This is a genomic window from Lentzea atacamensis (genome assembly GCF_003269295.1).
Taxonomy (GTDB): domain Bacteria; phylum Actinomycetota; class Actinomycetes; order Mycobacteriales; family Pseudonocardiaceae; genus Lentzea; species Lentzea atacamensis.
The window spans coordinates 30,905-53,624 of record NZ_QLTT01000019.1; the positions used below are offsets into that span (position 1 = coordinate 30,905).

Below are 22,720 nucleotides of genomic sequence, written 5' to 3' on the forward strand. Positions count from 1 at the left end.
GACAGATGGCCTCAGTTGTCACACGATTGGCTGACAACTGGATAGGGGGAGTAACGCGAGTTGCCCTCATGACGACATCTAGGAGATGGTTGTGCCGAGCCTGACCGGTCCCGAGCGAGCGCGGGCGTTGCTGCAGCGTGTGCCCCTCGTCGACGGCCACAACGACCTCCCGTGGGCTCTCCGGGAGTTCGGTGAGGGAACGGGCGAGGACGTCTACACGACCGCCGCGAAGATCGATCTCACGGAACGTCATCCCAGCTTGCACACGGACATCGTGAAAATGCGCGAGGGCGGCCTCGGCATGCAGTTCTGGTCCGTCTGGATTCCCGGCAGGCTCGCCGGCGACGGAGCGGTCACCGCGGTGCTGGAGCAGGTCGAACTGGTCTACGAGCTGGCAGGGCGGTACTCCGATCACCTGGGCATCGCCACGACCGCCGCCGAGGCGGAAAAAGTCTTCGCGTCCGGGCGTGTCGCGTCCCTCCTCGGTGCCGAGGGCGGACATTCCATCAACTCTTCACTCGGCGTTCTGCGCGCGTTGCGCCGCCTGGGCGTCCGCTACATGACGCTCACCCACAACGACAACACCCCGTGGGCCGACAGCGCCACTGACCAGCCCGAACACGGCGGCCTGACGGAGTTCGGCCGCGAGGTCGTGCGTGAGATGAACCGCATCGGCATGCTCGTCGACCTCTCGCACGTCGCGCCGAGCACGATGCACGCCGCGCTCGAGACGAGCGTCAAGCCCGTCATCTTCAGCCACTCGTCGTGCCGCCACGTTGCCGACCATCCGCGCAACATCCCGGACGACGTCCTGGTCAAGCTCAAGACCAACGGCGGTGTGGCCATGATCACATTCGTGCCGAGCTTCGTAGCACCCCGGTTCGCTGAATGGGATGCGGCCCTTCGTGACGCCATGACGGCCGCGGGGCAGAACCATGCCGACCTCGACGCCCGCAAGGTGTTCGGCGAGAAGTGGATCGTCGACCACCCGGCGCCGGTCGCGACGCTCGACGACGTCGTCGCGCACGTCGAGCACGCGCGTGAGGTCGTCGGCATCGACCACATCGGCCTCGGTGGCGACTACGACGGGGTCCAGGCGCTGCCGCAGGGACTCGAGGACGTGTCGACCTACCCGAACCTCATCGGCGCGCTGCTCGACAAGGGCTGGTCCGAGGACGACTGCGCGAAGCTCGCGGGCGCGAACATCCTGCGCGTCCTCAGGGACGCCGACTAGCGCTGCCCGAAGAGGGTGACCCCGACCGGCGGCAGCCCGACGGCCGTCGCCATCAGCTCGTAGAACGCGGTGCCGTGCTCGGCGAGCTCTCCGTCGAGCGCGGTCCACGACGCGCGCAGCTCCAGGTCGTCCGTGCGAGCCGGTCCGGCGATGTCGCCGAACCTGGCCGACGACGTCTGCGTCACGGTTCCGCCGAGCGCGGTGAACCTGGCGCCCGACTGTTCGAGGGCCTCGGTCAGCCACGACCAGCCGACCTCGGGCAGCAGCGGGTCGGAGGCGAGCTCGTGGTCGAGCTCCACGCGCACGTAGGCCACCACTCGCAGGACACCGCCCCACGCCTCGTCGCCGTCCGGGTCGTGCAGGAGCACGAGGCGTCCTGTCGACAGTTCGTCCGACGGGCCGGTGACCTCAGCCGTCAGCGCGTACGCCCACGGTGCGAGCCGCTGCGGCGGGCGAACCTCGGTGAGTTCGATCTCGGGCCTGTGGCGAACCGACTTGAGCGTCCCCACCGCCCGGCGGAAGATTTCCGGCTCGGTCACACAACTGACTGTATGCCTCGCAAACCGACCGAGTGACGGCGGCACGCCGGGGCGTGGGACCATGAAGCGGAAAGAAAGAGAGATGACTGCACAGTGTCAAACCTTTCGGCACCCCTCCTCGTGGCCGCTCGTGGCGGCACCCCGTCGCACACCCCTGTCTGGTTCATGAGGCAGGCGGGACGGTCGCTGCCCGAGTACCGGGCGCTTCGTCAGGGCACCGCGATGCTCGACGCGTGCATGGATCCCGAGATGGTCCGCGAGATCACCATGCAGCCCGTCCGGCGGCACGGCGTCGACGGCGCGATCCTCTTCTCCGACATCGTGGTGCCGCTCAAGGCGGCCGGTGTCGACCTCGACATCGTCGCGGGCACCGGTCCCGTGGTCGCGAAGCCGGTCAGGACGCTGGACGACGTGCGCAACCTGCCGGAGCTGCACGCCGAGCAGGTCCAGCCGGTCGCGGACGCCGTCGGGCTGCTGCTCAAGGAACTGCCGCCGCAGGTCGCGCTCATCGGGTTCGCCGGGGCGCCGTTCACGCTCGCCTCCTACCTCGTCGAGGGCGGGCCGAGCAAGAACCACGAGCTCACCAAGGCGCTCATGCACGGCAACCCCGAGCTGTGGCACGCGCTGTTGGCCAAGATCGCGGACGTCACCGCCGCGTTCCTGCACGCGCAGCTCGACGCCGGGGTGCAGGCCGTGCAGCTGTTCGACTCGTGGGCGGGCGCGCTGTCCGAGCGCGACTACCGCGAGTTCGTGCTGCCGCACTCCAAGCGGGTGCTCGAGACGATCACGACCGTGCCGCGCATCCACTTCGGTGTCGGCACCGGTGAGCTGCTGCCCGCGATGCGCGAGGCCGGCGCGGACGTCGTCGGTGTCGACTGGCGGATCCCGCTCGACGAGGCGGTGCGGAGGCTGGAGAACGCCGCCCCGCAGCTGCCGAAGCCGGTCGTGCAGGGCAACCTCGACCCTGCGCTGTTCTTCGCGGGGTTCGAGGCCGTCGAACGCGAGGTGCGCCGCATCCACGCCGAGGGCAAGGCGGCCGCCGGCCACATCTTCAACCTGGGCCACGGCGTGCTGCCGGACACCGATCCGGAGATCATCACCCGGACCGTCGAACTGATCCACAGCTTGTAATGCGCGGAAGAGCGCCGCACGTAGCAGTCGTCGGGGGAGGGATCTCAGGCCTGGCCGCCGCGCACCGGTTGCGCATGCTGCTCGGCCCCGACGCGAAGATCACCGTGATCGAGCAGTCCGACCGGCTCGGCGGCAAGCTGCGGACCACCGAGCTCGCCGGCGTGCGGTTCGACGTGGGCGCGGAGGCGTTCCTGCACCGCAAGCCCGAGGCGCAGGAGCTGATCAACGAGGTCGGCCTCCAGGACCACGTCGTGCACCCGACGGCGGCCAAGGCGAGCGTGCACGCGGCCGGGCGGACGCACCAGCTGCCCTCGCACACGTTCATGGGCGTGCCGGCGAGCGTCGAGACCGTCCGGCAGATGCTGTCGTCGGAAGGCGCGCTGCGGGTCGAGATGGAACCGACGCTGCCGCCGATCCAGCTCAACGGCGGTGACGTCGCCGTCGGCGGGCTGGTGAAGGACAGGTTCGGCCCCGAGGTCGCGGATCGTCTCGTCGGCCCGCTGCTGGGCGGCGTCTACGCGGGGCGCGCGGACGAGCTGGGCCTGCGCGCCACCATGCCGCAGATCGCGACGCTGCTGGACAAGGGCGTCGGTTCCCTGCTCGCGGCCGCCGCGATGATGATGCCCGCGCCGCCGCAGCCACGCGCTGCCCGCCCGCCGGTCTTCGCCAGCCTCGCCAACGGCGTGGCGTCGCTCGTCGACCGGCTCGCCGAGGTCGCGAAGCCGGTCGTCCGGCTGGGCCTGCCGGTTCGCGTGCTCTCCTGGCAGGGCGACGGCTGGCGGCTGGAGATCGGCTCGGCGGCGACGCCCGAGTACCTGGAGTGCGACGGCGTCGTGCTCGCGGTCCCGGCTCCGTCGGCGCGCAAACTGCTGTCCGAGATCGCGCCGCAGGTGTCCGGTGCGTACGGCAAGGTCGAGGTCGCCTCGATGGCCGTCGTTGCGCTGGCACTGCCGCCGGGCACCGAACTGCCGGACCGCTCCGGCATCCTGATCGCGGAGGGGGAGCGGTACAGCGACCGCATCACCCCGTTCACCGCCAAGGCGTTCACGTTCTCCAGCCGCAAGTGGTCGCACTTCGGCGAGCCCGTGCTGGTGCGCGGCTCGGTCGGGCGCCGCGGCGAGACGGCGCTCCTGCAGCGCAGTGACGCGGACCTCGTGAAGGCCGTGCGCAACGACCTGTACGAGCTCACCGGGATCAAGGCCGAGCCCATCGACCACGTGGTGCAGCGCTGGGGCGGTGGCCTGCCGCAGTACGGCGTCGGGCACGTCGACCTCGTCGAGACCATCGAGAAGGGCATCGGCGACGTACCCGGCCTCGCGGTGGCCGGCGCCACGCTGCACGGCGTCGGCGTACCGGCGTGCATCGCCACCGCCGACGCGGCCGCCGCCCGTGTCGCAGCACACCTGCTGGGCCGCGTTCGCCGTTGACAGGGCCGTGCCAAGATGGACGTATGGCGCGCCTGAACTACAACGAGCTCAACGACACCATCCGCTACACGATGTGGTCGGTGTTCCGCGTCGAGCCGGGGAAGCTGCCGGAAGACCGCAGCGCCGCCGCCTCCGAGACGCAGAACTACCTCGACGCGTTGGAAGGCAAGGGCGTCGTCGTCCGCGGTGTCTACGACGTGGCCGGTCTGCGTGCCGACGCGGACTTCATGATCTGGTGGCACGCCGAGGAGATCGAGCAGGTGCAGGCCGCCTACACGGGCTTCCGCCGCACCCCGCTCGGCAAGGTCTCCACGCCGGTCTGGTCGCAGGTCGCGCTGCACCGCCCCGCCGAGTTCAACCGCAGCCACATCCCCGCGTTCCTCGCCAACGAGGAGCCGCGCAAGTACGTCTGCGTCTACCCGTTCGTGCGCTCCTACGAGTGGTACCTGCTGCCGGAGGAGGACCGCCGCAAGATGCTCGCGGACCACGGCAAGGAAGCCCGCGACTTCCCTGACGTGCGCGCGAACACCGTCGCGTCGTTCGCGCTGGGCGACTACGAGTGGATGCTCGCTTTCGAGGCCGACGAGCTGCACCGCATCGTCGACCTGATGCGGCACCTGCGCGGCACCGAGGCGCGGCTGCACGTGCGTGAGGAGATCCCCTTCTACACGGGCACCCGCGTCCCGGCCGCCGAGCTGGTCACGAACCTGCCGTGACGAGAAAGGGCCGCCCCTGAACCGGCGGCGGCCCTCTCCGTTCAGCGCACTAGCTCACCTTGTAGGCGTGGATCACGGTCACCTCGACCGTGTTGCCCTTGGCGTCCTTCGCCGTGGCCTTCAGCGAGGTCCACTTGGCGCCGGCCGGGTGGTAGATCAACGCGCTGTTGCCGGCCACACCCGCGTTGCGCCACGACTTGCCGTCGTCGTGCGAGTACTGGACGCCGGTGATGCGCACCTTGCCCGTGTCGCCCTGGGACTGGGTGACCAGACCGACTCGCTGGAGCGTGCCCGCGGGCACCGCGCCGTTGTCGTCGAGCCTCGGCGCGAACCGCACGACCGAGAGCGGGATGGTGTCGGTCACGCCCGGCGTGCCCTTGGACCTGAACGTCCACGCCGCGGACACCTTGGTGCTGAACTCGAGCTGCGAGCTCCGGTCGAGGCTCGCCTCCGCGCGGAAGTCTCCCTCCGGGAGCGGCACGTTCTGGAAGTTGCCCCCGGTGCCTTCACCGATCAGCACACCGTTGCGGTACAGCGCCGCCCGGAAACTGTCCACAGTGGAGCCGCCCTGGCCGCTGCTCGCGTCGCTCAGCATCGGCACGCCGATGAACAGCTGCGTGCCGTTGCGCTGGGCGTACGGGTACGGGGACTCGGGCAATGCCGGAGAGAACACCGGCTGGTTCTCCCGCTCCTGGTAGGTCTTGCCCGCCTCGTACGTGCGGAACCCGGAGACGGCCTCCTCCCGGCTGCCGTTCGCGTGGGTGATGCTCACGATCGACTGCCAGCGCAGGTCCTCGGTCGTCACGTAGTCGACCGCCTTGCTGCCCGCCGGCACCTGGTAGAGCGCCGAACCGCCGCCCACGCCGTGCACCGACGTCGGGAACTCGCCCTTGAGCGCCCGGCTGTCCGGCCTGAGACCGCCGATGGTGGCCTCGACGCGTGCCAGGTCCTTCTTGCCCGGCGCGCGCGTCAGGCCGTTGGGCAGGCTGCCGGCGACCGGGTAGGACAGCCGGTAGTACACGTTGGCCTCGGCCGCGGAGTTCGCGTGCAGCGTCGCCATCGACGCCAGCTCCTTCGGCGAGAGCGGGCCGCCGACCTGCGCCACCGAGATGCCGTCGAAGCCACCGAACGCGATCAGCCCTGCCTGCAGGACCCTGTCGCCGTACGCGCGCCGGTACGAGAGCTCACCGACGACGAAGTCCCCGGTGGGTTCCGGCACCGTCACCGACAGCGGCTGCGCGAGGCGGGCGTCCTGCTTGATGGCCAGGTCGCCGGTCACCTTCACCGTCGGATGGAACAGCATGTCCATGCCGTTCGGCGAGCTGATCGAGGAGTCGACCACGTACGTGCCCTTGGGCAGGCGGATCTTCTGGTCGCCGCCACCGAAGACCACCTTGGACGTCGGGATGTCCAGGCCGCTGACGAACGTCAGCGCGTCCACGGGGTCCTGCCCGTCGCGGCCGATCATGTCGATCGTGAGGGTGTAGCTCTCCACCTCGCGCTCGACACCGACGAGCGTGCGGACGGTGTGCGTGCCGGACGTGGCGACGACCTCGCCGGTGTACGCGGCGTCCTGCGTGCCGACGCGGGTGTCGCCGGTGACCTTGACGGCCGCCGTGCCCTTGGCGGGAACGGTGACCATCGAGGCGCTCAGCGAGAACATGCCCTGCGGCGCACCGCTGGTGATCTTCACGTCGAGCGTGATGTCGGCGTCGGTCGGGTTGCTGTAGGTGATCGACCTGGTCTCCGGCTTGTCGTCACCGTGCGGCCACTCGTGCAGGCCGAGGTTGACCGCGACGACGTCCGCGGTCAGCACCTGGTTGATCGCCTTGGCCACGTCGATGCGACCGGCGCCCTGGTCGAACGGGCTCACGCCCGGTGCCGGCTTGGCCGTGGTGGCCAGCGCCGACTTGAGCTGCGCGGGCGTCCACTCCGGGTGCTGCTGCTTCAGCAACGCCGCGGCACCGGCCACGTGCGGAGTCGCCATGGACGTGCCGCTCGCCGAGACGTGCTCGGTGGAGCCCGCCTTGGCGGCGACGATCTCGACGCCCGGTGCGGTCACCTCGGGCTTGAGCCCGCTGTCACCGGTGCGAGGGCCCCTGCTGGAGAAGTAGGCGAGCTTGTCGTCGCGGTCGACGGCGCCGACCGACAGCGCGGCCTCGGCCGTGCTGGGTGAGCTCACCGTGCCCGGCCCGCCCGAGTTGCCCGCCGCGATCACGAACAACGTGCCGTACTTGGCGGTGAGGTCGTTGACCGCCTGCTCCAGCGGGTCGATCTCCGGGGTGTCGCCTCCCCCGAGGCTCATGTTGACGACCTGGGCGCCCTGCTCGGCGGCCCAGCGCATGCCGTCGAGGATCCACGACTCCTGGCAGCCGAACTCGACGCAGACCTTGGCGTCGAGCAGCTGGGCGCCCGGTGCGACGCCGCCGTACTGCGACCCGGCGCTCGCGACGGTCGCGCCGACGTGCGTGCCGTGGCCGACCCTGTCGGTGGTGTCCGGGTCGCTGGTGAAGTTCTTCTCCGCGATCTGCTGACCCTTGAGGTCCGGGTGGTTCTCGTCCACGCCGGTGTCGACGATCGCGACCTTGACGCCCTTGCCGGTGATGCCGCGCTGGTGCGCGGCCGGCGCGCCGATCTGCGCGACGCTGCGGTCGAGGCTCGGCTTGCGGATGCCGTCGAGCCAGATCTTGTCACCGGAGGCGGCCTCCGCCCGCAGAGCGGCCCAGTCGGCCGAGGACCGCGCTCCAAGTCTCGCCTGACCGTCCACGATCAACGGCATCCGGTCCCGGTAGCCGAACTCCAGCAGCGTGGTGACGTCGAAGAGTCTGCGGTCGAGCCGGCCCGCCGCCAGGGGCCCGAACGCGTCCGTCGGCACGACCATCGTGTGCCCGTCGGCACCGCGGTGGGTCTTGAAGGTCATCCCCTTGCGGCCCTCGCCGGGCTGAATCGCGACGACCTGCTGTGCCTGTCCCAGAAGGACCTTGTCTCCGGTGACGAGGGTGACCTCGTCGACCGCCCGTTGTGGACCGGTGGGTTGCGGTGCGGCCGACGCTGCGGTGGCCGTTCCCGCGGTCAGTGCGAGCGCCGCGAAGGCGGCCCCCAGCACTTTCACATTTCCGCGCATTCGAATCCCCTCATGGTTCGAAATGCTGCGCGCTGTGGTCCGCGCAGGCCGGAAGGCCTTCTGCGCAATGTGAAAATGGCCCCCCGACCCTTTCGAACGTATCGACGGTGGCGGGGGTCACACAGGGCTGAACGGGCGATTCTTGAGGGAGTTCTGTTCGCCCGTCAGTTCGACTGCCAGAACTTCCAGCGCGCCTTGCGTTTGGCTGACAGTTCTCCTGCGGCACGGCACCATTCGGCGAACGCCGCCGCGTCGGCGCGGGCACGCGAGCCCGCGCGACGAGGGTTTTCCAGGGCGTACGCGTCGAAGAGCGGCCGGAACCGGTCGCCGAGCTCGTCGGCGACAGCGGGCCCCAGCATCCGCACGATGCCGCGGCGTTTGGACAGCAACGCGCGGCGTTCGACGTCCAGTCGTTGTTCGTCGAATCCCGCCGGAGCCGGTCCGTTCGCGAGCAATGCATTTAGCAGCTCGGCCTGTGCGGCGGCAAGCCTTTCGCGTGCGGCCGAAGGATCATTCCGGTCGATGATTTCAGCCACGGTGTTTGTCCACGACGGCGCGGATCGCGGCCAGTTCGGACGCGATTTCGGTGTCGGACGGGTAGTTGTCGTCGCGTTCCAGCAGAACGCCGGGTGGTTTCACGCGCGAGCACAGTTCGTCGAGGACGCCGAGCACTTCCGGCAGCACCGCGTGGGCGTGGGTGTCGTGGTAGACGTCGCCGTGGTCGACGCCGCCGGCCACGTGCACGTAAGCCAGGCGCTCCAGCGGAATCTCGTCGAGGAACCGCTCCGGGTCCGTGCCGATGTTGCGCGCGTTCGCGTACAGGTTCGCGACGTCGACGAGCAGCCAGCAGTCCGTCCGTTCGACGAGCTCGGCGAGGAACTGGCCCTCGGACAGCTCGCCGTCCGGCCACTCCAGCAGCGCGGCGACGTTCTCCAGCGCGAGCGGCACCGGCAGGTTCCGCTGCGCCAGCTCGACGTTCGCGACGAGCACGTCGAGCGCGTCCCTGGTGCGCGGCACGGGCATCAGGTGGCCGGAGTCGAGCCCGCCCGCGCGGACGAAGCAGACGTGGTCGCTCACCATCGGCGCGCCGACGGCTTCCGCGACCTTGCCGAGGTGCTCGACGCGACCGAGGTCGACCGGGTCCGCGCCACCGAGCGACAGCGACACGGCGTGGGGGAGCACCGGAACTCCGCGCTCCAGCAGCAGCGTCACCGACTCCGGCAGGTGTCCGATGTGGAGGTTCTCCGCGACCACCTCGACGAAGTCCACGCCGGGCAGCCGTTCCACGGTCAGGTCGATCTCCGAACGCCAGCCGATTCCGACGCCCAGGTCCGCGATGCCCGCCATCAGTCGCCTCCTCCTCCGCCACCGCCGCCGCAGCTGCTGCCACCACAGCTGCTGCTGCTCGACGACGAGCAGCTGCTGCCGCTGCTCGATGAACAACTACTGCTACCACACCCGCTGCCGCAGCTGCTGCAACTCGACCCGCTGCCGCCACCGTCCGAAGAGGACCGCCGCTTGCGGTTCTGCTTCAGCGGCAGCATCCTGACGATGCTCTGGGAGAGCTCGAAGAGATCGGCGACCGGGCGGCGGTTCACCCTGCCGCAGAAGCCGTAGACCGCCACGGCGTGCACCCGGTCGGTCGCGGTCACCCGCAGGAGGGCCTCCCTGCCCGCCCCGGTGATGGCCTTGCGCCCGCGCTGCCACAGGAAGAACAGCACGGCGATCGGGACGCCGAGCAGGAACTCGAGCGCCACGAAGCCGAGCAGGACCAGCACGACCGCGATCACGAGCGAGAACCACCAGCCCTCGTTGCGGCGACGCGGGCGTTGCAGGAGCTTCCGGTCGAGCAGGTGCTGGTGCAGCATCGACATCTCGGTGCTGTGCGCGGCCGACCGCACGATCGTGTCAAACCGGACGGGTGTGCGCGCGTAGCTCAGGATTCGCGCCTCGATCGCCGTGGTCGCGCCGTGGTTGTTCTGGTGCACGGCCGAGACGAGGCCGTCGCGCGACACCCGAACGAGACCGGCGTCGATCAGCCGGGCGAGCGCGGTCTCGGCGGCACGCCCGGGACCCGCCGTCAAGTAACCGACCTGTTCCGCGGAAAGCTGCGTCCCCTGTGTTGTCACCGGTGTGACCATGAGTTTCCCCCTCAACTGCTGGAACTGCTGCAGCTGCTACTACTACTGCTACCGCAACTCGAACTGCTGCAACTGGAACTGCTGCTCGAACAGCTGCTGCTGCTGCAACTGCTGCTGGAGCAGGAAGACGACGACGCGCAGTTGTGGTGCTCGTGAACGCCGCCGCACCCGCCACTGTCCGAATGCGACTTCTGCTTTCCGTGGTGGTGCACCGGTGGCGGGTACAGGATTCCTGGCGGCAAGCCGTACAGGTCGGCGACCCTCCGGCGGCCGACCACACCACGCAGTCCGTGCAACGCCACGGCATCCACCCGGCTGCGCGGGTTTCGCTGTGCGTGCCCCAGGATGCCCCTGCCGATCGGCGTGAGCATCTTCTTGTCGCGCAGGAGGAACGCCACGAACCACGCCACGAGCGTGACGGCCAGGAGGTTCAGGTCGACGAAGAGCGCCGCCGCGAGGAACGCGATGCCGAGCAGGACCAGCAGGACCCGCAACGCCACCCTGCCGCCGCTCGTCTTGCCCCACTGGCGGTGGACCAGCGCCTTCTCGACCAGATTGCGGTGCAGTGCACCCATCTCCTGGCTGTGCGCCGCCGGCCCCACCACCAGGCCGATCGGGCGACCCCCGCCGGACAGCCCGGCGAGGATGGACGCCTCGAGCGGGCTCGTCGCGCCGTGACCGTTCTGGTGGACGGCGGTCACGAGTCCCTCACGGGAGAACCGCACGAGACCGCCGTCCATCAGCCGGGCGAGAGCGGCCTCCGCCGCCCTGCCCGGTCCCCCCGCCAGGAACCCGATCTCCTCCGCGGCCCAGTTCGCCTGCGGTGTCGAAGACTTGGCCATCAGCACTCCCCTCACTGGTGCCCGTGCATCTTCGACGTGAGATCTACCCCCGGGTTCCTGGTGTTACCTGATTCAGACCGGACAGCGGGAAATCAGCTGCCGCCCCCGCCGCAGCCGCCCCCGCAGCCGCCACCTCCGCCACCGCTCGAACACGATGAAGAACCCGCCGAACACCCGGTGTAGCCGGTGTAGCCGCCCCCGGAAGCGGCGAGCAACGAACTGCGCACCGCCAGATCGGGGTACACCGCCAGACCGCCGAACAGAACCAGCCCGGCCGCGCCCGCGTACAGGGCCTCGTCGGACGTGGCGGCACGGCCGCTGCTCGTGGTGCGTGCCTCGTTCAGCACGCGGTTCCCCTTGGACGTGCGGACGTGCTTGCCGCGCCGCGTGAGGAGGAAGATGAGCGCACCGGTGATGACGAGCTGCAACGTCAGCCAGCCGACGGGCGCGTCGATCGCGACGCCGTTGACCCAGCGGGCCACACCGATCGCGAGCAGCACCCACAGCGCGATGGATCCCTTGCGCAGCGCGCTCTTCGCGACGTCCGGGTGGACCACCAGGCCCATTTCCTCGAGCCTGCGGCCGATCCCGATGACCACGCCGTCCTTGGAGACGGAGGGGATCATCAGACCGACGGTGCGGTTGGTGTAGCGCTGGCTGTCGGTGATGACGGCGCGGTCCACCGGGTTCAAGGAGCTCGTGGTGGTCGTGACCTGCACCGTGCCACGCCGTGAGGTGCGAAGCTCACCCGCGGTGAGCAGCCGCGCGATGGACGTTTCGACCACGCGCTTCGGACCGCCCGCGAGATAGGCGAGCTCGTCCATGTCGAGGGAGCGCACGGGCTGGTCGCTGTGACCCGCCCGCACGCGTACCCGAACGATGATCGCGACCAGCACCGCCAGTGCCAGCCCGATCCAGTAGAGCTGAAGGAACTCAGGTCCGGACAACCCCCAAGGCCTCTGCATGCGACCCACCCCCTGACTGCCCCGAAAGTGCTTCGGTGGCGTCCATGGTGTGGTCCGGGCCACAGCCCCGCAATGCTAGTTGACTAAGCCTTAGGGTTGTCCGTCTTTTGTCACCAGTTCGTCGCTCTGACCAGCTCTCAGCTGGACGAACCGCCGTCGACTCCGCTGGAGCCTTCACCGTCGGTACCGAAGAAGATCATTGCGCCTCCCAGGTCGGCCCGGCCCGATCGACCGGACTCGGCTCAGTCTCCTATTCGGACGGAACGAGTTTCAAGGAGACGGAGTTGATGCAGTACCGCTGATCCGTCGGCGTGGGATACCCCTCACCTTCGAAAACATGCCCGAGGTGGCTGTGGCAGGTGGCGCAGAGCACTTCGACGCGGGTCATGCCGAGGGTGCGGTCCTCGCGCAGGAGCACCGCGTCTCCCGCCAGCGGCGAGAAGAACGACGGCCAGCCGCAGTGCGAGTCGAACTTGGTGTCGCTGCGGAACAGCTCGGCTCCGCACGCACGGCACTCGTAGACGCCCTCGGTCTTGGTCTCGGTGTACTCGCCGGTCCACGGGCGCTCGGTGCCTGCCTGGCGCAGCACCGCGTACTCGGCGGGGTTCAGCTGGGCGCGCCATTCCTCTTCGGAACGCACGACTTTGGGGGTGGCGCCGACAACAGGTTCCATGTCCCTTTATAACGCGGGCACGGTCCTCGGGCTTCCCGGCGACCGCCGCGTGCACCCCTGCCGTAAGACCTTGTTGAGAAGTCGTCTTCGTTTGGCTCAGAAGATGATGGTGATGATGTCGCTCAACGCGAACCAGATCGTCAGGATGACGCCGAGCAGGATCATCCCGACGACGATGACGGCCACCAGCCGCTGGTGCCCGGTCGTGCGGTTCGCCGAGTCGGCGAAGTCCTGCACGCCCTCCAGGTACCCCTCGACGGTGTAGCCGGGTCGCTGCCGCTTCATCCGGTCGAGGTGCTCGGCGAACGCCTGCGTCTCGGGGTCTTGGGGGTCGAGGCCGATCAGCTCCTCCTGGAACTTCTCGTTCTCCTCCTTCGAATCGCCCATAACGCTCAAGGGTAGTGCCAGGAATCAACCGGCCAGGGCAAGTGAGGGCTTGACGGCTCCGACGGCGCGTCCGTGGCCGAGGACGGGCACCGTGGCGAGGTCCTCGACCTTGCTCACGTCCACCCCGAGCCGCTTGAGCACCGCGATCACGACGACCGCGCGGGCGCGCGACGAGCCGTCGGCGATCTTCAGGGCGACACCCTCGCCGCTCGGCAGGCCAACGGCGTACACACCCTCGGCGCCGTCCTTCGCGATGACGCCGGGCAGGGCGTCCATCAGCACCGTGACGTCACGGCCGGTGCCGCCGACCCACTGCGGGTAGGCGTTCATCGCGACGGCGACGCGGTGTTCCAGGGTGCCTTCCGGGGCAGAAGCCAGGCGGCCGAACGCGCGCGCCAGGCCGGTGAGGCTGATGGCGAAGATCGGGGCACCGCAGCCGTCGACGCCGACCTGGGCGACGGGCTCGCCGGCCACGTCTTCGATCGTCTCGCGAGTGGCGACCTGCAGCGGGTGCGTCGGATCCAGGTAGTCGTCCGTCGACCAGCCGTTGGCGACGCACGTGGCGAGCATGGCGGCGTGCTTGCCCGAGCAGTTCATGTACTTCGGGGCGGCGGCGAGACCGCGGGCGAGGTGCCGGGCGCGGGCCTCCTCGCCGAGCGGGAGGTCGGGGGTGCACTGCAACGCGTCCTCGCCCAGGCCGGCCGAGGCCAGGATCCGCAGCGCGCCCTCGACGTGGAAGTCCTCGCCCGAGTGCGAGGCGCAGGCCAGGGCGAGCAGCTCGCCGTCGAGGCCGAGGCCGGCGCGGAGCATCGCGAGGGCCTGGAGCGGCTTGTTCGACGAGCGCGGGAACGCGACGTCGCCGGGACGTCCGACAGCCAGCGCGGGGATGCCGGCGACGTCGGTGGCGACGACGGTGCCGTGGTGCACGGACTCCAGGAAGTCGCCCCGCCAGACCTCTGCCACAACCTCGTGTCCCATGTCGCCCCTCCCGTGTGCCCGAGAAACTGCCAACTGTCGACAGTTGACAACGCGGCTAATGTAACCAGGAGACGGCCTGTGCCGTCCAGAGCAGGAGACGAACGTGACACCTCCGCTGCACCTCAGTCTGGCCGGGCAGGCCGTGGACGTCCTGCGCGAGCAGGTGCTCACCGGGGAGATCCCGCCGGGCTCACGGGTCAACGAGGTCGAGGTGGCGCAGAAGCTCGGGATCAGCCGCGGGCCGTTGCGCGAGGCGATCCGGCACCTGGCGTCCGAAGGGCTGCTCAGGCTGGTGCCGCACCGGGGCGCGTTCGTGCCCGCGGCGGACGCCGACGAGGTCAAGGCGTTGTTCGAGCTGCGCACCGCCCTCGAATGCGCGGCGGCGGAGCTGGCGGCGTCGCGCAGGACCGACGTGGACCTGGTGCGGCTGCAGGAGGTCTGCGCGGAGAGCCGCGCCAACTACCGGGCGGGGCAGCCGTTCCCGTACCGGCTGGACCTCGCGTTCCACCAGACGCTGATCGACGCGGCCCGCAGCCCGCGCATCGCCGAGCAGGTCAGGCTCGTGCAGCAACGCGTCGTGCTCCTCCGCAGTGCGCTGGAGGACGACCCGCCACACCAGCACGCGTCGATGGACGACCACGACGAACTGGTCCTCGCGATCGCCGACGGTGACGCGGCCGGGGCGTCGACGGTGATGCGACGGCACCTCTCCCGCGTGTGTGCGCAGATGCTGACGAGCCTGAACCACTAACTTCGGTGGCATGACGTTCGGCGCCCGGCTCCAGCACCACCGCAAGGCCGCGGGACTCAGCCAGGAGGAGCTCAGCGAGCGCTCCGGGGTCAGTGTCCGCGCGATCAGCGACATGGAACGCGGCCGTGCCCGTTCCCCGCAGCGCCGCACGACCGAGGCCCTGCTCGACGCCCTCGACCTCGACGAACCCGCCCGCGAGGAGCTGCGCAGGCTCGCCAGGACCGGCCGGGTCGCGCTGCCGGGACCCGTCTGGTCGCTGCCGATGTACGTGGCGGACCTCGTCGGCAGGGACGCGGAGCTCGACGCGATCGCCGCGAAGGACCGCGGGCTCGTCGTGGTGCACGGCGCGGCGGGCACGGGCAAGACCAGCCTCGCCGTGCGGGCCGCCCATCTGCTCGAGGCACGGTTTCCGGACGGACAGCTGCTCATCGAGCTGGAAGGCTCCACACCGCCGCTTCAGCGGTTGCTGAAGGACCTCGGCGTCGCCGCCGGGCACCTGCCGGAGGACACCAACGGCCAAATACGGCTCTACCGGTCGTTGCTCGCGGGCAGGCGCCTGCTGCTCGTGCTCGACGGCGCGAGGACAGAGGAGGAAGTCCGCACGCTCGCTGCCGACCTGCCGGGCTGCCTCACGATCGTGACGTCCCGCCGCAGGCTCGCCGGGCTCGCGGGCGCCACCTGGATCCGGCTGGGCGGGCTCACCGAGGAGGCGGCGGTGGAGCTGCTCGCGTCGATCATCGGCGCCCAACGCGTCGAAGCGGACCCCAAGACAGCGCGCGAGCTCGTGCGGCTGTGCGGGATGCTGCCGCTGGCACTGCGGATCGCGGGCAACCGGCTCGCCAGCCGTCCGCGCTGGCCGCTCGGGCACCTGGCCGAGCAGATCGAGGAACGCCGCCTGGCCGCGCTCACCGCGGGCGACCTGGAGGTGCGCGGTGCGTTCGAGGTGTCGCTGGCCCACCTGCCGGACGACGCGAAGCTCGTGTTCCGCAGGCTCGGTCTGCTCATCGGCACCCACGTCACCCCGGATCTCGCCGCGGAACTGGCCGGCATCGGCGTCGCGGAGGCGGAACAGGCGCTGGAGGAGCTCACCGACGTCAGCCTGCTCGACGCCGACGACCTCGGGTACTCGATCCACGGCCTCGTCCGGACGTTCGCCAACGGCCTGATCGACGCCACCGATGACGACGCGCACCGCAGGATGCTCGCCCGGCTCCTGGAGACCACCGTCACCGCGGGAGTCCTCTTCGGACAGACGGGCGACGCGCGGCGCGTGAGTCCGCGCGGCCGCACGGACATTCCGGCGGCGAGGCGCTGGCTGGACGAGCACCGGGACCTGATGCCCGAGATCATCGAACAGGCGCAGCACAAGGGCTTGCACGACGACGTTGCGCGCGCGGTGATCGCACTCTCGCACTACGCCGCCATCGAACCGAGCCCGATCTGGGAGCACGTCTACCGCGCCGCACTCGCGTCGACGTGTCAGCCGTGGCAGGAGATCGTGGTGCTCACCCAGCTCGGCTGGGTGCTGTTCGACGTGGTCGACCGGCCGGCGGACGCGCTGGAGGTGCTGACCCGCGCGGCCCGGCTCGCCGAGTCGACCGGTGAGACCGGACACATCGGCTGGGTGTGGCTCGTCGCGTCGGCCGCGCACAGCGGTCTCGGTGACCTGGAAAAGGCCGAACGCGTGTGCCGCGAGGCGATCGAGTGGATGCGCGAGCCCGTCGACGTTCTCTACGCACGGTCCGTGCTCGGCGTGCTCTGGCAGCGGATGAACCGTCCGGACGACGCGGTGGGCATCCACGAAGAAGTAGCAAACGAACTGCGCGCTTTCGCCTGCACGACGTACGAACTCTCAGCACTCGGCCGCACTGTCTGGTGGCTCGGACTCGCCCTGATCCAGGCCGGCAGGCCGGACGACGCCGTCTCGGCGCTGACCGAGGCGGAGAAGGTCTATGAGCGCGCCCAGATGACGTCGTGGCGTGCGCGCGCACTGTGGCATCGCGCCGAAGCCCACCGTGCGGCGGGCCGGCTCGCCGAGTCCGATGAGGACCTCTTGAAGGCGCTCGAAGGCTTCCGCGCGTCCGGCGACGGCGTGAGGGAGATCGAGACGTTGCGCGCGCTCGCGGACAACGCCAAGTCACGAGGCGACGACAGCGCGTGTCTGCGTCATCTGCAAGACTCGCTGGCGGCGTGCGAGCGGTGGGACACCGACGCGACGCGCAAGATCGCCGCCGAAGTGCGGGAGTGCCTGTCCAGAGGGTGAGGGAATGCGGGCGACCACCTTCAGCGAGTTTCTGCGCTTCTACCGGCGCCGGGCCGCACTGACCCAGGAGGATCTCGCCGCCCGCACCGGCCTGAGCGTGCGCACGCTGAGCGACCTCGAACGCGGCCGGGTGCAGACCCCGCAGGCGCAGACGGTCGGCCTGCTCGTCACCGGGCTGGGACTCGACGACACCGAGGCGAGCGAGTTCGTCGCGCTCGCCCGGTCGCCGGAAGCCACCCAGCCACGTCCGGAAAGGACGGACTGCGCGCCTCCGCCTGCCAAGGAGCTCACCGGGCGTGCGTCCGAGCAGGAAGAGCTCGCCGAGTGCATCGGTCGTGCGGCGGCGTCATCGGTGCTGGACGTCGTCGTCCTGCACGGACCGCCGGGCGTCGGCAAGACATCGCTCGCGATCGACTCGGCCCACCGGTTCGCGTGCTCGTTCACCGACGGCTGCCTCTACCTCGACCTCCGCGGTATGGACCCCGTCCCGCTCACGCCGGAACGCGCGGTGGAGAAAGTGCTGCGGGCGTTCGGCGTGCCGGACGCGCGGCTGCCGTCCGAGGCCGACGACCGCTTCCGCTTCTACCGGTCGATGCTGCGTGAGCGGACCGTTCTGCTGGTGCTCGACAACGCCGCGAACGAGGCCCAGGTCCGGCCGCTGCTCGCCGCCGGTCCCGGGTCGTTGGCGCTCGTGACCAGCCGCAACGTGCTGGTCGGCCTGGACTGCCGGTACCGCGTCGACCTCGGGCCGCTCGGCCACGAAGACGCCGTCGCCCTGCTCGCCGCGGCCGCGGGAGCCGACCGGGTCGGTGCGGATCAGGAGTCCGCCGCCCTGGTCGCGAGGCTGTGCGGGGGAGTGCCGCTGGCGCTCGCCATCGCGGGCCACCGGCTCACCGGCCGCACCACGTGGTCGTTGCGCCGCCTCGCCGAGCAGCTCTCCGACGAACGCGAACGCCTCGACGTGCTCGCGACCGAGCACGTCCAGGTGCGCACCGCCTTCGAGATGTCCTACCGCCAGCTCGCCCCGGAAGCCGCCGCGGTTTTCCGCAGACTCGCGCTGATCCACGGCCCGGACACGTCCGTCGCCGTTGCCGCTGTCGCCGCCGACATACCCGCCGCCGACGCGGAGACGTTGCTGGAGGAGCTCGTGGACGCGAGCCTCCTCAGACCGGACCTACCCGGCCGATACTCCTGCCACGACCTGATTCGCGACTACGCGCGCGAACGCTTGCACAGCGACGAACCCGACGTCGACACGCATCGCCTGCGCACGCGCGATTGGCTGCTGACGACTGCGATGAAGGCCGCACAGTCGTTCCGTCCGGACGACGAGGGCGCGTCCGACCTCGCGAGCGCGGACCGCTGGCTGTCCGACGAGCTGGCGAACTGGCGTGGCGCGTTCCGGGAGGCCGTCGCGGACGGCGCGCACGAGCAGGTGCTGGCGGTGGCGCAGTCGATGCACTGGTACTCGGACCATCGCGGCGTGGACGAACTCTGGGAGGAGGTCTACTCGGCAGGCGTCCAGGCCGCACGGGCGCTGCGCAAGCCGGAGGAGGAGGCGCAGCAGCTCAACTTCGTGTGCTGGGTCTACACCGCGCGCTTGATGAACCTGCAACGAGCCATGAAGACGCACGAAGAGGCTCTGCGCGTCGCCGAGGAGTGCGGCTCACTGGTGGAGATGGCGTGGGCGCACTACTACCGCTCAGGCATCGAGGGGCGCAGCAGCAACCACGCGGCGGGCGTGATTCACGCGAGGCGAGCCGCCGAGCTGTTCCGCGAGGGCGGGATGTCGTCCGGGGTGGTGTACGCCCTGTCGCTGGCGGGAGTGCAGCTGCAACGGCTGGGCCGCTTCGCCGAAGCCATCGAGACGCATCGGGCGTGCATCGCCGAGGTACGGGCGGCGCACGGCGAGCGCGGGGTGGCGAACGAGAACGCCGCCCAGTTCCTGCTCCGGCTCGCCGACTGCCTGACCGCGGCCGGCGACCACGACGAGGCGCTGGCCGTGGTGGACGAGGCCGACGCGCTCGTCAAGGCGTCCCTGTCCGGCGTGCGGGCGATCGTGCGGCACACCCGCGGCATCGCGCTGAGCAACGCCGGACGGCTCGCCGAAGCCCGTGACGAGCTGGCCGCTGCCGCCGACGGCCTGGCCGACCCGGAGGCCAAGGTGTCGCTGCTGATCACGCTCGCGAACATCTGCGACCGCATGGGCGACCACGACGCGGCGACCAGGCACCGCGTGCGCGCGCTCGCGGTGTCGGAGGGCTACGAGTCACCCGGCATGACCAAGCTGCAACGCGAGCTGACCGCGGCGCTGCGCCTGTCAGCGTAGGACCATGCTCAGGAACGCGTCCGCGTCGAACCGCTCGCTACCGGGTGGCACGAGCCGGTAGCTGGCGTCGAGGAACTTCCGCAGCGTGCCCGTGGGCAGCCGGAACACCGTGACGTGCTTGTCGGAGACCAGCTCCAGCAACAGCGTGCGGCCGGTGTTGGGACGTACGCGCACGTCGCCGAGGCCCGCGGGCGCGGTCATGCCCTCGGCGAGCAGGTCCCTGCCCATGATCCAGGTCGCGACCGCGCCACCGGCGTGGAATCTCATCGTCACCGCGAACGGGTCGTCCGCCTGGTAGAGCAGCTCGGTCTCCACCGGGACGGTGCTGCCGTCCGGGCGGACGAAGTCGAAGACGGTGCGTGATGCGACCCGCATCGGGACTCCCTGAGGTGTTCGCCGGTGTTCAGCAGTTCTCACGCAAAGGGAGCCGAATTGGTTCACCGTGACTTGTTGCCATTACCAATTCCCCGGCGTTCCCAACCGAGACGTGCCTGTGCGAACGGGCAGACCTGCGGAACTTCTGCCGGTTTTTCTGCATGGTCCTTCCCGGTCGACGCCGTTTTCCTGGATGGCATGGTTGCACCGCTCCGCCCTGGCCTCGTCGACACCGTCGTGCGGCAGGCAGGCGGCGTGCTCGTGGGACGTGAGCGGGAGATCGCAGCCTTGACAGACGCGCTCAGCGGTGGTGCGCGATCGTGCGTGGTGCATGGTTCGACCGGAATGGGCAAGAGCGCGTTGTTGTCCGTCGCGTCGTCGATCGCGGTGCGCAGCGGAATGCGGCCGGTGCGCGGATTGCGTGCTTTGTCCGAGGCCGACCGGCACACGTTGCTGGTGGTGGACGACGTCGAGCGGCTCTCCGCCGAGGAGACCGAGCGGCTGGCGCGGTTCCGCGGCGCCGTGGTGCTCGCCGGGGACTTCGATCCCGAGGGCCTGGACCTCGTGGCGGACGCCGTGCGGGTGCCGTTGCGGCCCGTCGACGCGGGCGTGGTGGCCGAGATGATCCGGCGCCGGTTCGACGTCGAGGCCTCTCCCGAGCTGACCGCGTTGTGCCTCGACCACTGCGGGGGCGCGCCGGGTGTGCTGAGCGACGTCCTCGACCTCGTCGATCCCGGTGAGGTGTCGGCGAGGTCGTTGCGCGGGCTGCGGTTGCCGCGCCTGCTGCGGGCCGTGCGGCGGTACTGGCAGGTGCTGGACGGCGAGGCGGTGGCCGTCGCCCAGGCGCTCGCGGTGCTGGGCAGTGCACCGCTGGACCTGCTGTGCGAGGTCGCCGGAATGGAGTCCTGCGACACTCTCGCCGCCTTCGAGCGGCTCACGGACGCCCGGCTGGTGCTGAACGAGCCGATGCGGATCCACTCCCCGGCGTTGAGTCACGCGATCTGGCACGAGATGGCACCGGAGTCGCGCGAACGGTTGCACCGCGCGGCCGCGGAGGTGATGCACCGGAGATCGGATCCGGCGACCGCGGTGGCAGAGCATCTGGTGGCGTGCCCGCAACCCGTCGGGGAGCAGTGGGTCGCGCCGGTGTTGCGCACCGCCGCCCGGCTGCACCGGGCCGCCGGCCGGCCGGAGAGCGCGGTGCGGTGCCTGCGGGCGGCTCTGCGTGAACCGATGAGCGGGCAGGTCGTGGCGCAGGTGGCGATCGGGATGGCTGATCTTCATCTGCGGTGCGGGATCCCGCCTCGGGCGGACGAGCTTTCCCGGTGCTGGCAACGGCTGACCGCGGTGGGGAACCCGGACGGCGCGCTGGACCGGCTCGCGGCGGTGGTGCTGGACTGGCAGTGCGACGAGGACGTCCTCGGTGTACCCGCTGGTGACGAAGGACCGCCGGTGTCGTTCCGTGCTCTCGCGATGGCCATGAGTCCGTTGAGCGAGCGCGAGGTCATCGGTGACTCTTCGGTGGCTGCGGCATTGCGCGCGTTCTGGTCGGGGCAAGGGGCCGAGCGGGTGCTCGGCGATCTGCCGGAGTTCGCGATGCCGCCGCTCGTCCTCGCGGGGCTGGGGCTGCTGCGCGGTGGCTCCGAACACGTCCTGCTGGATCTCGCGCCGGGAGACCGGCTCGTCGGTGCGGAGAACGACTGGCTGGTCGCGCTGCAGATGTGGGCGCACCGGGCGAACGGTGACCACGCCGAGGTGTTCCGGCTCATGCACGAGCTGGCGGAGCGCGTTTCTCCCGCGCGGGGCTGTGCGGCACTGGCGGCGGCGGCGTTCGTCGCGTCCTGTGTGGACACCGGCCGGTTCTGCGAAGCGCGGGAGATGCTGGTGCGGCTCGGTTACACCGGCACGCTGTCACCGGCGTGGGTGTGCACCCTGTTGTTGCGGCACAGGGCGCGCATGCACCTCGCTCTCGGTGCGCCGCGGGCCGCGCTGGCCGACGCCGAGCGTGCGGGGGCGGCCGAGATCGCGAGCGTGGCGCGAGCCGCGCTGACGGAGCGGCCCGCGCCGGTGCGCGGCGGTGCGTGGGGAAAGCTCACGCCGCACGAGGCGCGCATCGTGGAGCTGGCGCTGGACGGGGAGACGAACCGGGAGATCGCCCTGCGGTTCAACGTCACCCAACGGACCGTGGAGCTGCACCTGACCCGCGTCTACCGCAAGGCAGGGATCAGCAGGCGGGTGCAGCTCTCCTCCGTCTTCGGTCCCGCCTGAGCTACAGCAGACCGGAGCGGATCGCCCACGCCACGGCGTGCACCCGGTTGCGCAGCCCGAACCGGTCCAGCAGCTGGTGCAGCGCGTACTTCACGGTCCGCTCCGAGCAGAACAGCCGGGCGGCGACCTCCGCGATCGTCGCGCCGTCGGCCAGCAACCGCAGCAGCTGCAGGTCGCGGTCGTTGAGCACCGGCGACCGTTCCTGCACCGCCTGCCCGCCGATGAGGAGCCTGATGAGGCGTTCGGCGTTGACGTCCGCACGCCGCAACGGGACCGCCAGGCCGGCCTGCGCGGCGATCGACGGGGTGAGGTCGTGCACCCGTGCCGCGATCACCACGATCCGCGACGAGCCGGTGGCCCGCAGCCGTGCCGCCTGCTGCGCGCACAGCTCGTTGACTATGGCGAGCAAGACGTGCGCGTCCGTACGATCCTGCACCACGCGCACGCGAGGTGAGTTCTTCAGCAGGTGCGTCACACCGGCCGCACTGATCAGGTCGCGGGACTCCACCGCGACGCGCACCGGTTCGATTCCGGAGTCCACGGTCGCCAGGGCACTACTCATGGTGCGATCGTGCTG

The 22,720-nt window shown here is 70.3% G+C and carries 20 protein-coding genes; 8 read left to right on the top strand and 12 right to left on the bottom strand.

What is annotated here, in order from left to right:
* The first annotated feature begins 91 nt into the window (after positions 1-91).
* Positions 92-1,234: a dipeptidase gene (locus tag C8D87_RS44420; RefSeq protein WP_407657048.1), complete on the top strand. Its 1,143-nt coding sequence runs from the start codon at positions 92-94 to the stop codon at positions 1,232-1,234.
* On the opposite strand, the gene C8D87_RS44425 is transcribed toward C8D87_RS44420, so the two are convergent.
* A complete protein-coding gene (locus C8D87_RS44425; RefSeq protein ID WP_030471905.1) occupies positions 1,231-1,773 on the bottom strand; it encodes a DUF3000 domain-containing protein in 543 nt (180 codons plus the stop codon). The two genes, C8D87_RS44420 and C8D87_RS44425, sit on opposite strands and share 4 nt — an antisense overlap.
* 93 nt (positions 1,774-1,866) lie before the next feature.
* On the opposite strand from C8D87_RS44425, the gene hemE reads away from it, so the two are divergent.
* The 3 genes from hemE to hemQ are packed head-to-tail and all read left to right on the top strand — an operon-like array spanning position 1,867 to position 5,047.
* A complete protein-coding gene (hemE, locus tag C8D87_RS44430; RefSeq protein WP_112232651.1) occupies positions 1,867-2,904 on the top strand; it encodes a uroporphyrinogen decarboxylase in 1,038 nt (345 codons plus the stop codon).
* Positions 2,904-4,331, top strand: coding sequence for a protoporphyrinogen oxidase (hemG, locus tag C8D87_RS44435; protein WP_112232653.1), 1,428 nt, complete (start codon positions 2,904-2,906; stop codon positions 4,329-4,331). The genes hemE and hemG overlap by 1 nt, the downstream gene beginning before the upstream one ends.
* Before the next feature lie 23 nt (positions 4,332-4,354).
* Entirely contained in the window at positions 4,355-5,047 is a 693-nt protein-coding gene (gene hemQ, locus C8D87_RS44440) for a hydrogen peroxide-dependent heme synthase (RefSeq protein ID WP_109642599.1), read from the top strand.
* 49 nt (positions 5,048-5,096) lie between these two features.
* Here the strand turns inward: hemQ and C8D87_RS44445 are convergent, their stop codons facing one another.
* The 9 genes from C8D87_RS44445 to C8D87_RS44485 form a co-directional block, all read right to left on the bottom strand.
* Positions 5,097-8,171: a S8 family peptidase gene (locus C8D87_RS44445; RefSeq protein WP_112232655.1), complete on the bottom strand. Its 3,075-nt coding sequence runs from the start codon at positions 8,169-8,171 to the stop codon at positions 5,097-5,099.
* A 164-nt stretch (positions 8,172-8,335) separates the two neighbouring features.
* Positions 8,336-8,707 carry a hypothetical protein gene (locus tag C8D87_RS44450; protein WP_233442581.1) on the bottom strand — a complete coding sequence of 124 codons (372 nt, stop codon included), beginning with the start codon at positions 8,705-8,707 and terminating at the stop codon, positions 8,336-8,338.
* Positions 8,700-9,518, bottom strand: a complete 819-nt coding sequence (locus C8D87_RS44455) for an MbnB/TglH/ChrH family RiPP precursor modification enzyme (RefSeq protein WP_112232657.1) — start codon at positions 9,516-9,518, stop codon at positions 8,700-8,702. The genes C8D87_RS44450 and C8D87_RS44455 overlap by 8 nt, the downstream gene beginning before the upstream one ends.
* Entirely contained in the window at positions 9,518-10,300 is a 783-nt protein-coding gene (locus C8D87_RS44460; protein WP_170166822.1) for a TIGR04222 domain-containing membrane protein, read from the bottom strand. Before C8D87_RS44460 ends, C8D87_RS44455 begins: the two co-directional genes overlap by 1 nt.
* Positions 10,301-10,323: 23 nt before the next feature.
* Positions 10,324-11,154, bottom strand: coding sequence for a TIGR04222 domain-containing membrane protein (locus C8D87_RS44465; RefSeq protein WP_146772105.1), 831 nt, complete (start codon positions 11,152-11,154; stop codon positions 10,324-10,326).
* A 92-nt stretch (positions 11,155-11,246) separates the two neighbouring features.
* Positions 11,247-12,119: a TIGR04222 domain-containing membrane protein gene (locus tag C8D87_RS44470; RefSeq protein WP_109642609.1), complete on the bottom strand. Its 873-nt coding sequence runs from the start codon at positions 12,117-12,119 to the stop codon at positions 11,247-11,249.
* A 250-nt stretch (positions 12,120-12,369) separates the two neighbouring features.
* Positions 12,370-12,792 (bottom strand): peptide-methionine (R)-S-oxide reductase MsrB, encoded by a 423-nt coding sequence (gene msrB / locus C8D87_RS44475; protein ID WP_109642611.1) that lies wholly within the window; start codon positions 12,790-12,792, stop codon positions 12,370-12,372.
* A gap of 96 nt (positions 12,793-12,888) precedes the next feature.
* Positions 12,889-13,179, bottom strand: coding sequence for a hypothetical protein (locus C8D87_RS44480; RefSeq protein WP_112232666.1), 291 nt, complete (start codon positions 13,177-13,179; stop codon positions 12,889-12,891).
* A gap of 24 nt (positions 13,180-13,203) precedes the next feature.
* Positions 13,204-14,157 carry an asparaginase gene (locus C8D87_RS44485; RefSeq protein ID WP_112232668.1) on the bottom strand — a complete coding sequence of 318 codons (954 nt, stop codon included), beginning with the start codon at positions 14,155-14,157 and terminating at the stop codon, positions 13,204-13,206.
* Between the two features lie 103 nt (positions 14,158-14,260).
* Between C8D87_RS44485 and C8D87_RS44490 the strand changes: the two genes are divergently transcribed.
* The 3 genes from C8D87_RS44490 to C8D87_RS44500 are packed head-to-tail and all read left to right on the top strand — an operon-like array spanning position 14,261 to position 19,500.
* Positions 14,261-14,908: a GntR family transcriptional regulator gene (locus C8D87_RS44490; protein ID WP_112232670.1), complete on the top strand. Its 648-nt coding sequence runs from the start codon at positions 14,261-14,263 to the stop codon at positions 14,906-14,908.
* A 10-nt stretch (positions 14,909-14,918) separates the two neighbouring features.
* Entirely contained in the window at positions 14,919-17,171 is a 2,253-nt protein-coding gene (locus C8D87_RS44495) for an XRE family transcriptional regulator (protein ID WP_112232673.1), read from the top strand.
* A 4-nt stretch (positions 17,172-17,175) separates the two neighbouring features.
* Complete coding sequence (locus C8D87_RS44500; RefSeq protein ID WP_112232675.1) at positions 17,176-19,500, top strand: ATP-binding protein; 2,325 nt, start codon at positions 17,176-17,178, stop codon at positions 19,498-19,500.
* On the opposite strand, the gene C8D87_RS44505 is transcribed toward C8D87_RS44500, so the two are convergent.
* On the bottom strand, positions 19,492-19,875 hold the full coding sequence (locus C8D87_RS44505; RefSeq protein WP_112232677.1) for an SsgA family sporulation/cell division regulator: 384 nt from the start codon (positions 19,873-19,875) through the stop codon (positions 19,492-19,494). The two genes, C8D87_RS44500 and C8D87_RS44505, sit on opposite strands and share 9 nt — an antisense overlap.
* Positions 19,876-20,073: 198 nt before the next feature.
* Between C8D87_RS44505 and C8D87_RS44510 the strand changes: the two genes are divergently transcribed.
* On the top strand, positions 20,074-22,143 hold the full coding sequence (locus C8D87_RS44510; protein ID WP_112232679.1) for a helix-turn-helix transcriptional regulator: 2,070 nt from the start codon (positions 20,074-20,076) through the stop codon (positions 22,141-22,143).
* A 1-nt stretch (position 22,144) separates the two neighbouring features.
* Here the strand turns inward: C8D87_RS44510 and C8D87_RS44515 are convergent, their stop codons facing one another.
* The gene (locus C8D87_RS44515; RefSeq protein ID WP_112232680.1) at positions 22,145-22,705 is read right to left on the bottom strand and encodes a helix-turn-helix domain-containing protein; all 561 of its coding nucleotides are present in this window, start codon (positions 22,703-22,705) and stop codon (positions 22,145-22,147) included.
* Positions 22,706-22,720 lie beyond the last annotated feature (15 nt).

Excerpts from the sequence above, each read along its gene's own strand:
- C8D87_RS44465 (WP_146772105.1), bottom strand. The coding sequence starts at position 11,154 with ATGGCCAAGTCTTCGACACCGCAGGCGAACTGGGCCGCGGAGGAGATC.
- C8D87_RS44505 (WP_112232677.1), bottom strand. The coding sequence starts at position 19,875 with ATGCGGGTCGCATCACGCACCGTCTTCGACTTCGTCCGCCCGGACGGC.
- C8D87_RS44495 (WP_112232673.1), top strand. The coding sequence starts at position 14,919 with ATGACGTTCGGCGCCCGGCTCCAGCACCACCGCAAGGCCGCGGGACTC.
- C8D87_RS44445 (WP_112232655.1), bottom strand. The coding sequence starts at position 8,171 with ATGCGCGGAAATGTGAAAGTGCTGGGGGCCGCCTTCGCGGCGCTCGCA.
- C8D87_RS44500 (WP_112232675.1), top strand. The coding sequence starts at position 17,176 with ATGCGGGCGACCACCTTCAGCGAGTTTCTGCGCTTCTACCGGCGCCGG.
- C8D87_RS44455 (WP_112232657.1), bottom strand. The coding sequence starts at position 9,518 with ATGGCGGGCATCGCGGACCTGGGCGTCGGAATCGGCTGGCGTTCGGAG.
- hemQ (WP_109642599.1), top strand. The coding sequence starts at position 4,355 with ATGGCGCGCCTGAACTACAACGAGCTCAACGACACCATCCGCTACACG.
- C8D87_RS44510 (WP_112232679.1), top strand. The coding sequence starts at position 20,074 with ATGGTTGCACCGCTCCGCCCTGGCCTCGTCGACACCGTCGTGCGGCAG.
- C8D87_RS44480 (WP_112232666.1), bottom strand. The coding sequence starts at position 13,179 with ATGGGCGATTCGAAGGAGGAGAACGAGAAGTTCCAGGAGGAGCTGATC.
- C8D87_RS44515 (WP_112232680.1), bottom strand. The coding sequence starts at position 22,705 with ATGAGTAGTGCCCTGGCGACCGTGGACTCCGGAATCGAACCGGTGCGC.
- hemG (WP_112232653.1), top strand. The coding sequence starts at position 2,904 with ATGCGCGGAAGAGCGCCGCACGTAGCAGTCGTCGGGGGAGGGATCTCA.
- C8D87_RS44470 (WP_109642609.1), bottom strand. The coding sequence starts at position 12,119 with ATGCAGAGGCCTTGGGGGTTGTCCGGACCTGAGTTCCTTCAGCTCTAC.
- msrB (WP_109642611.1), bottom strand. The coding sequence starts at position 12,792 with ATGGAACCTGTTGTCGGCGCCACCCCCAAAGTCGTGCGTTCCGAAGAG.
- C8D87_RS44485 (WP_112232668.1), bottom strand. The coding sequence starts at position 14,157 with ATGGGACACGAGGTTGTGGCAGAGGTCTGGCGGGGCGACTTCCTGGAG.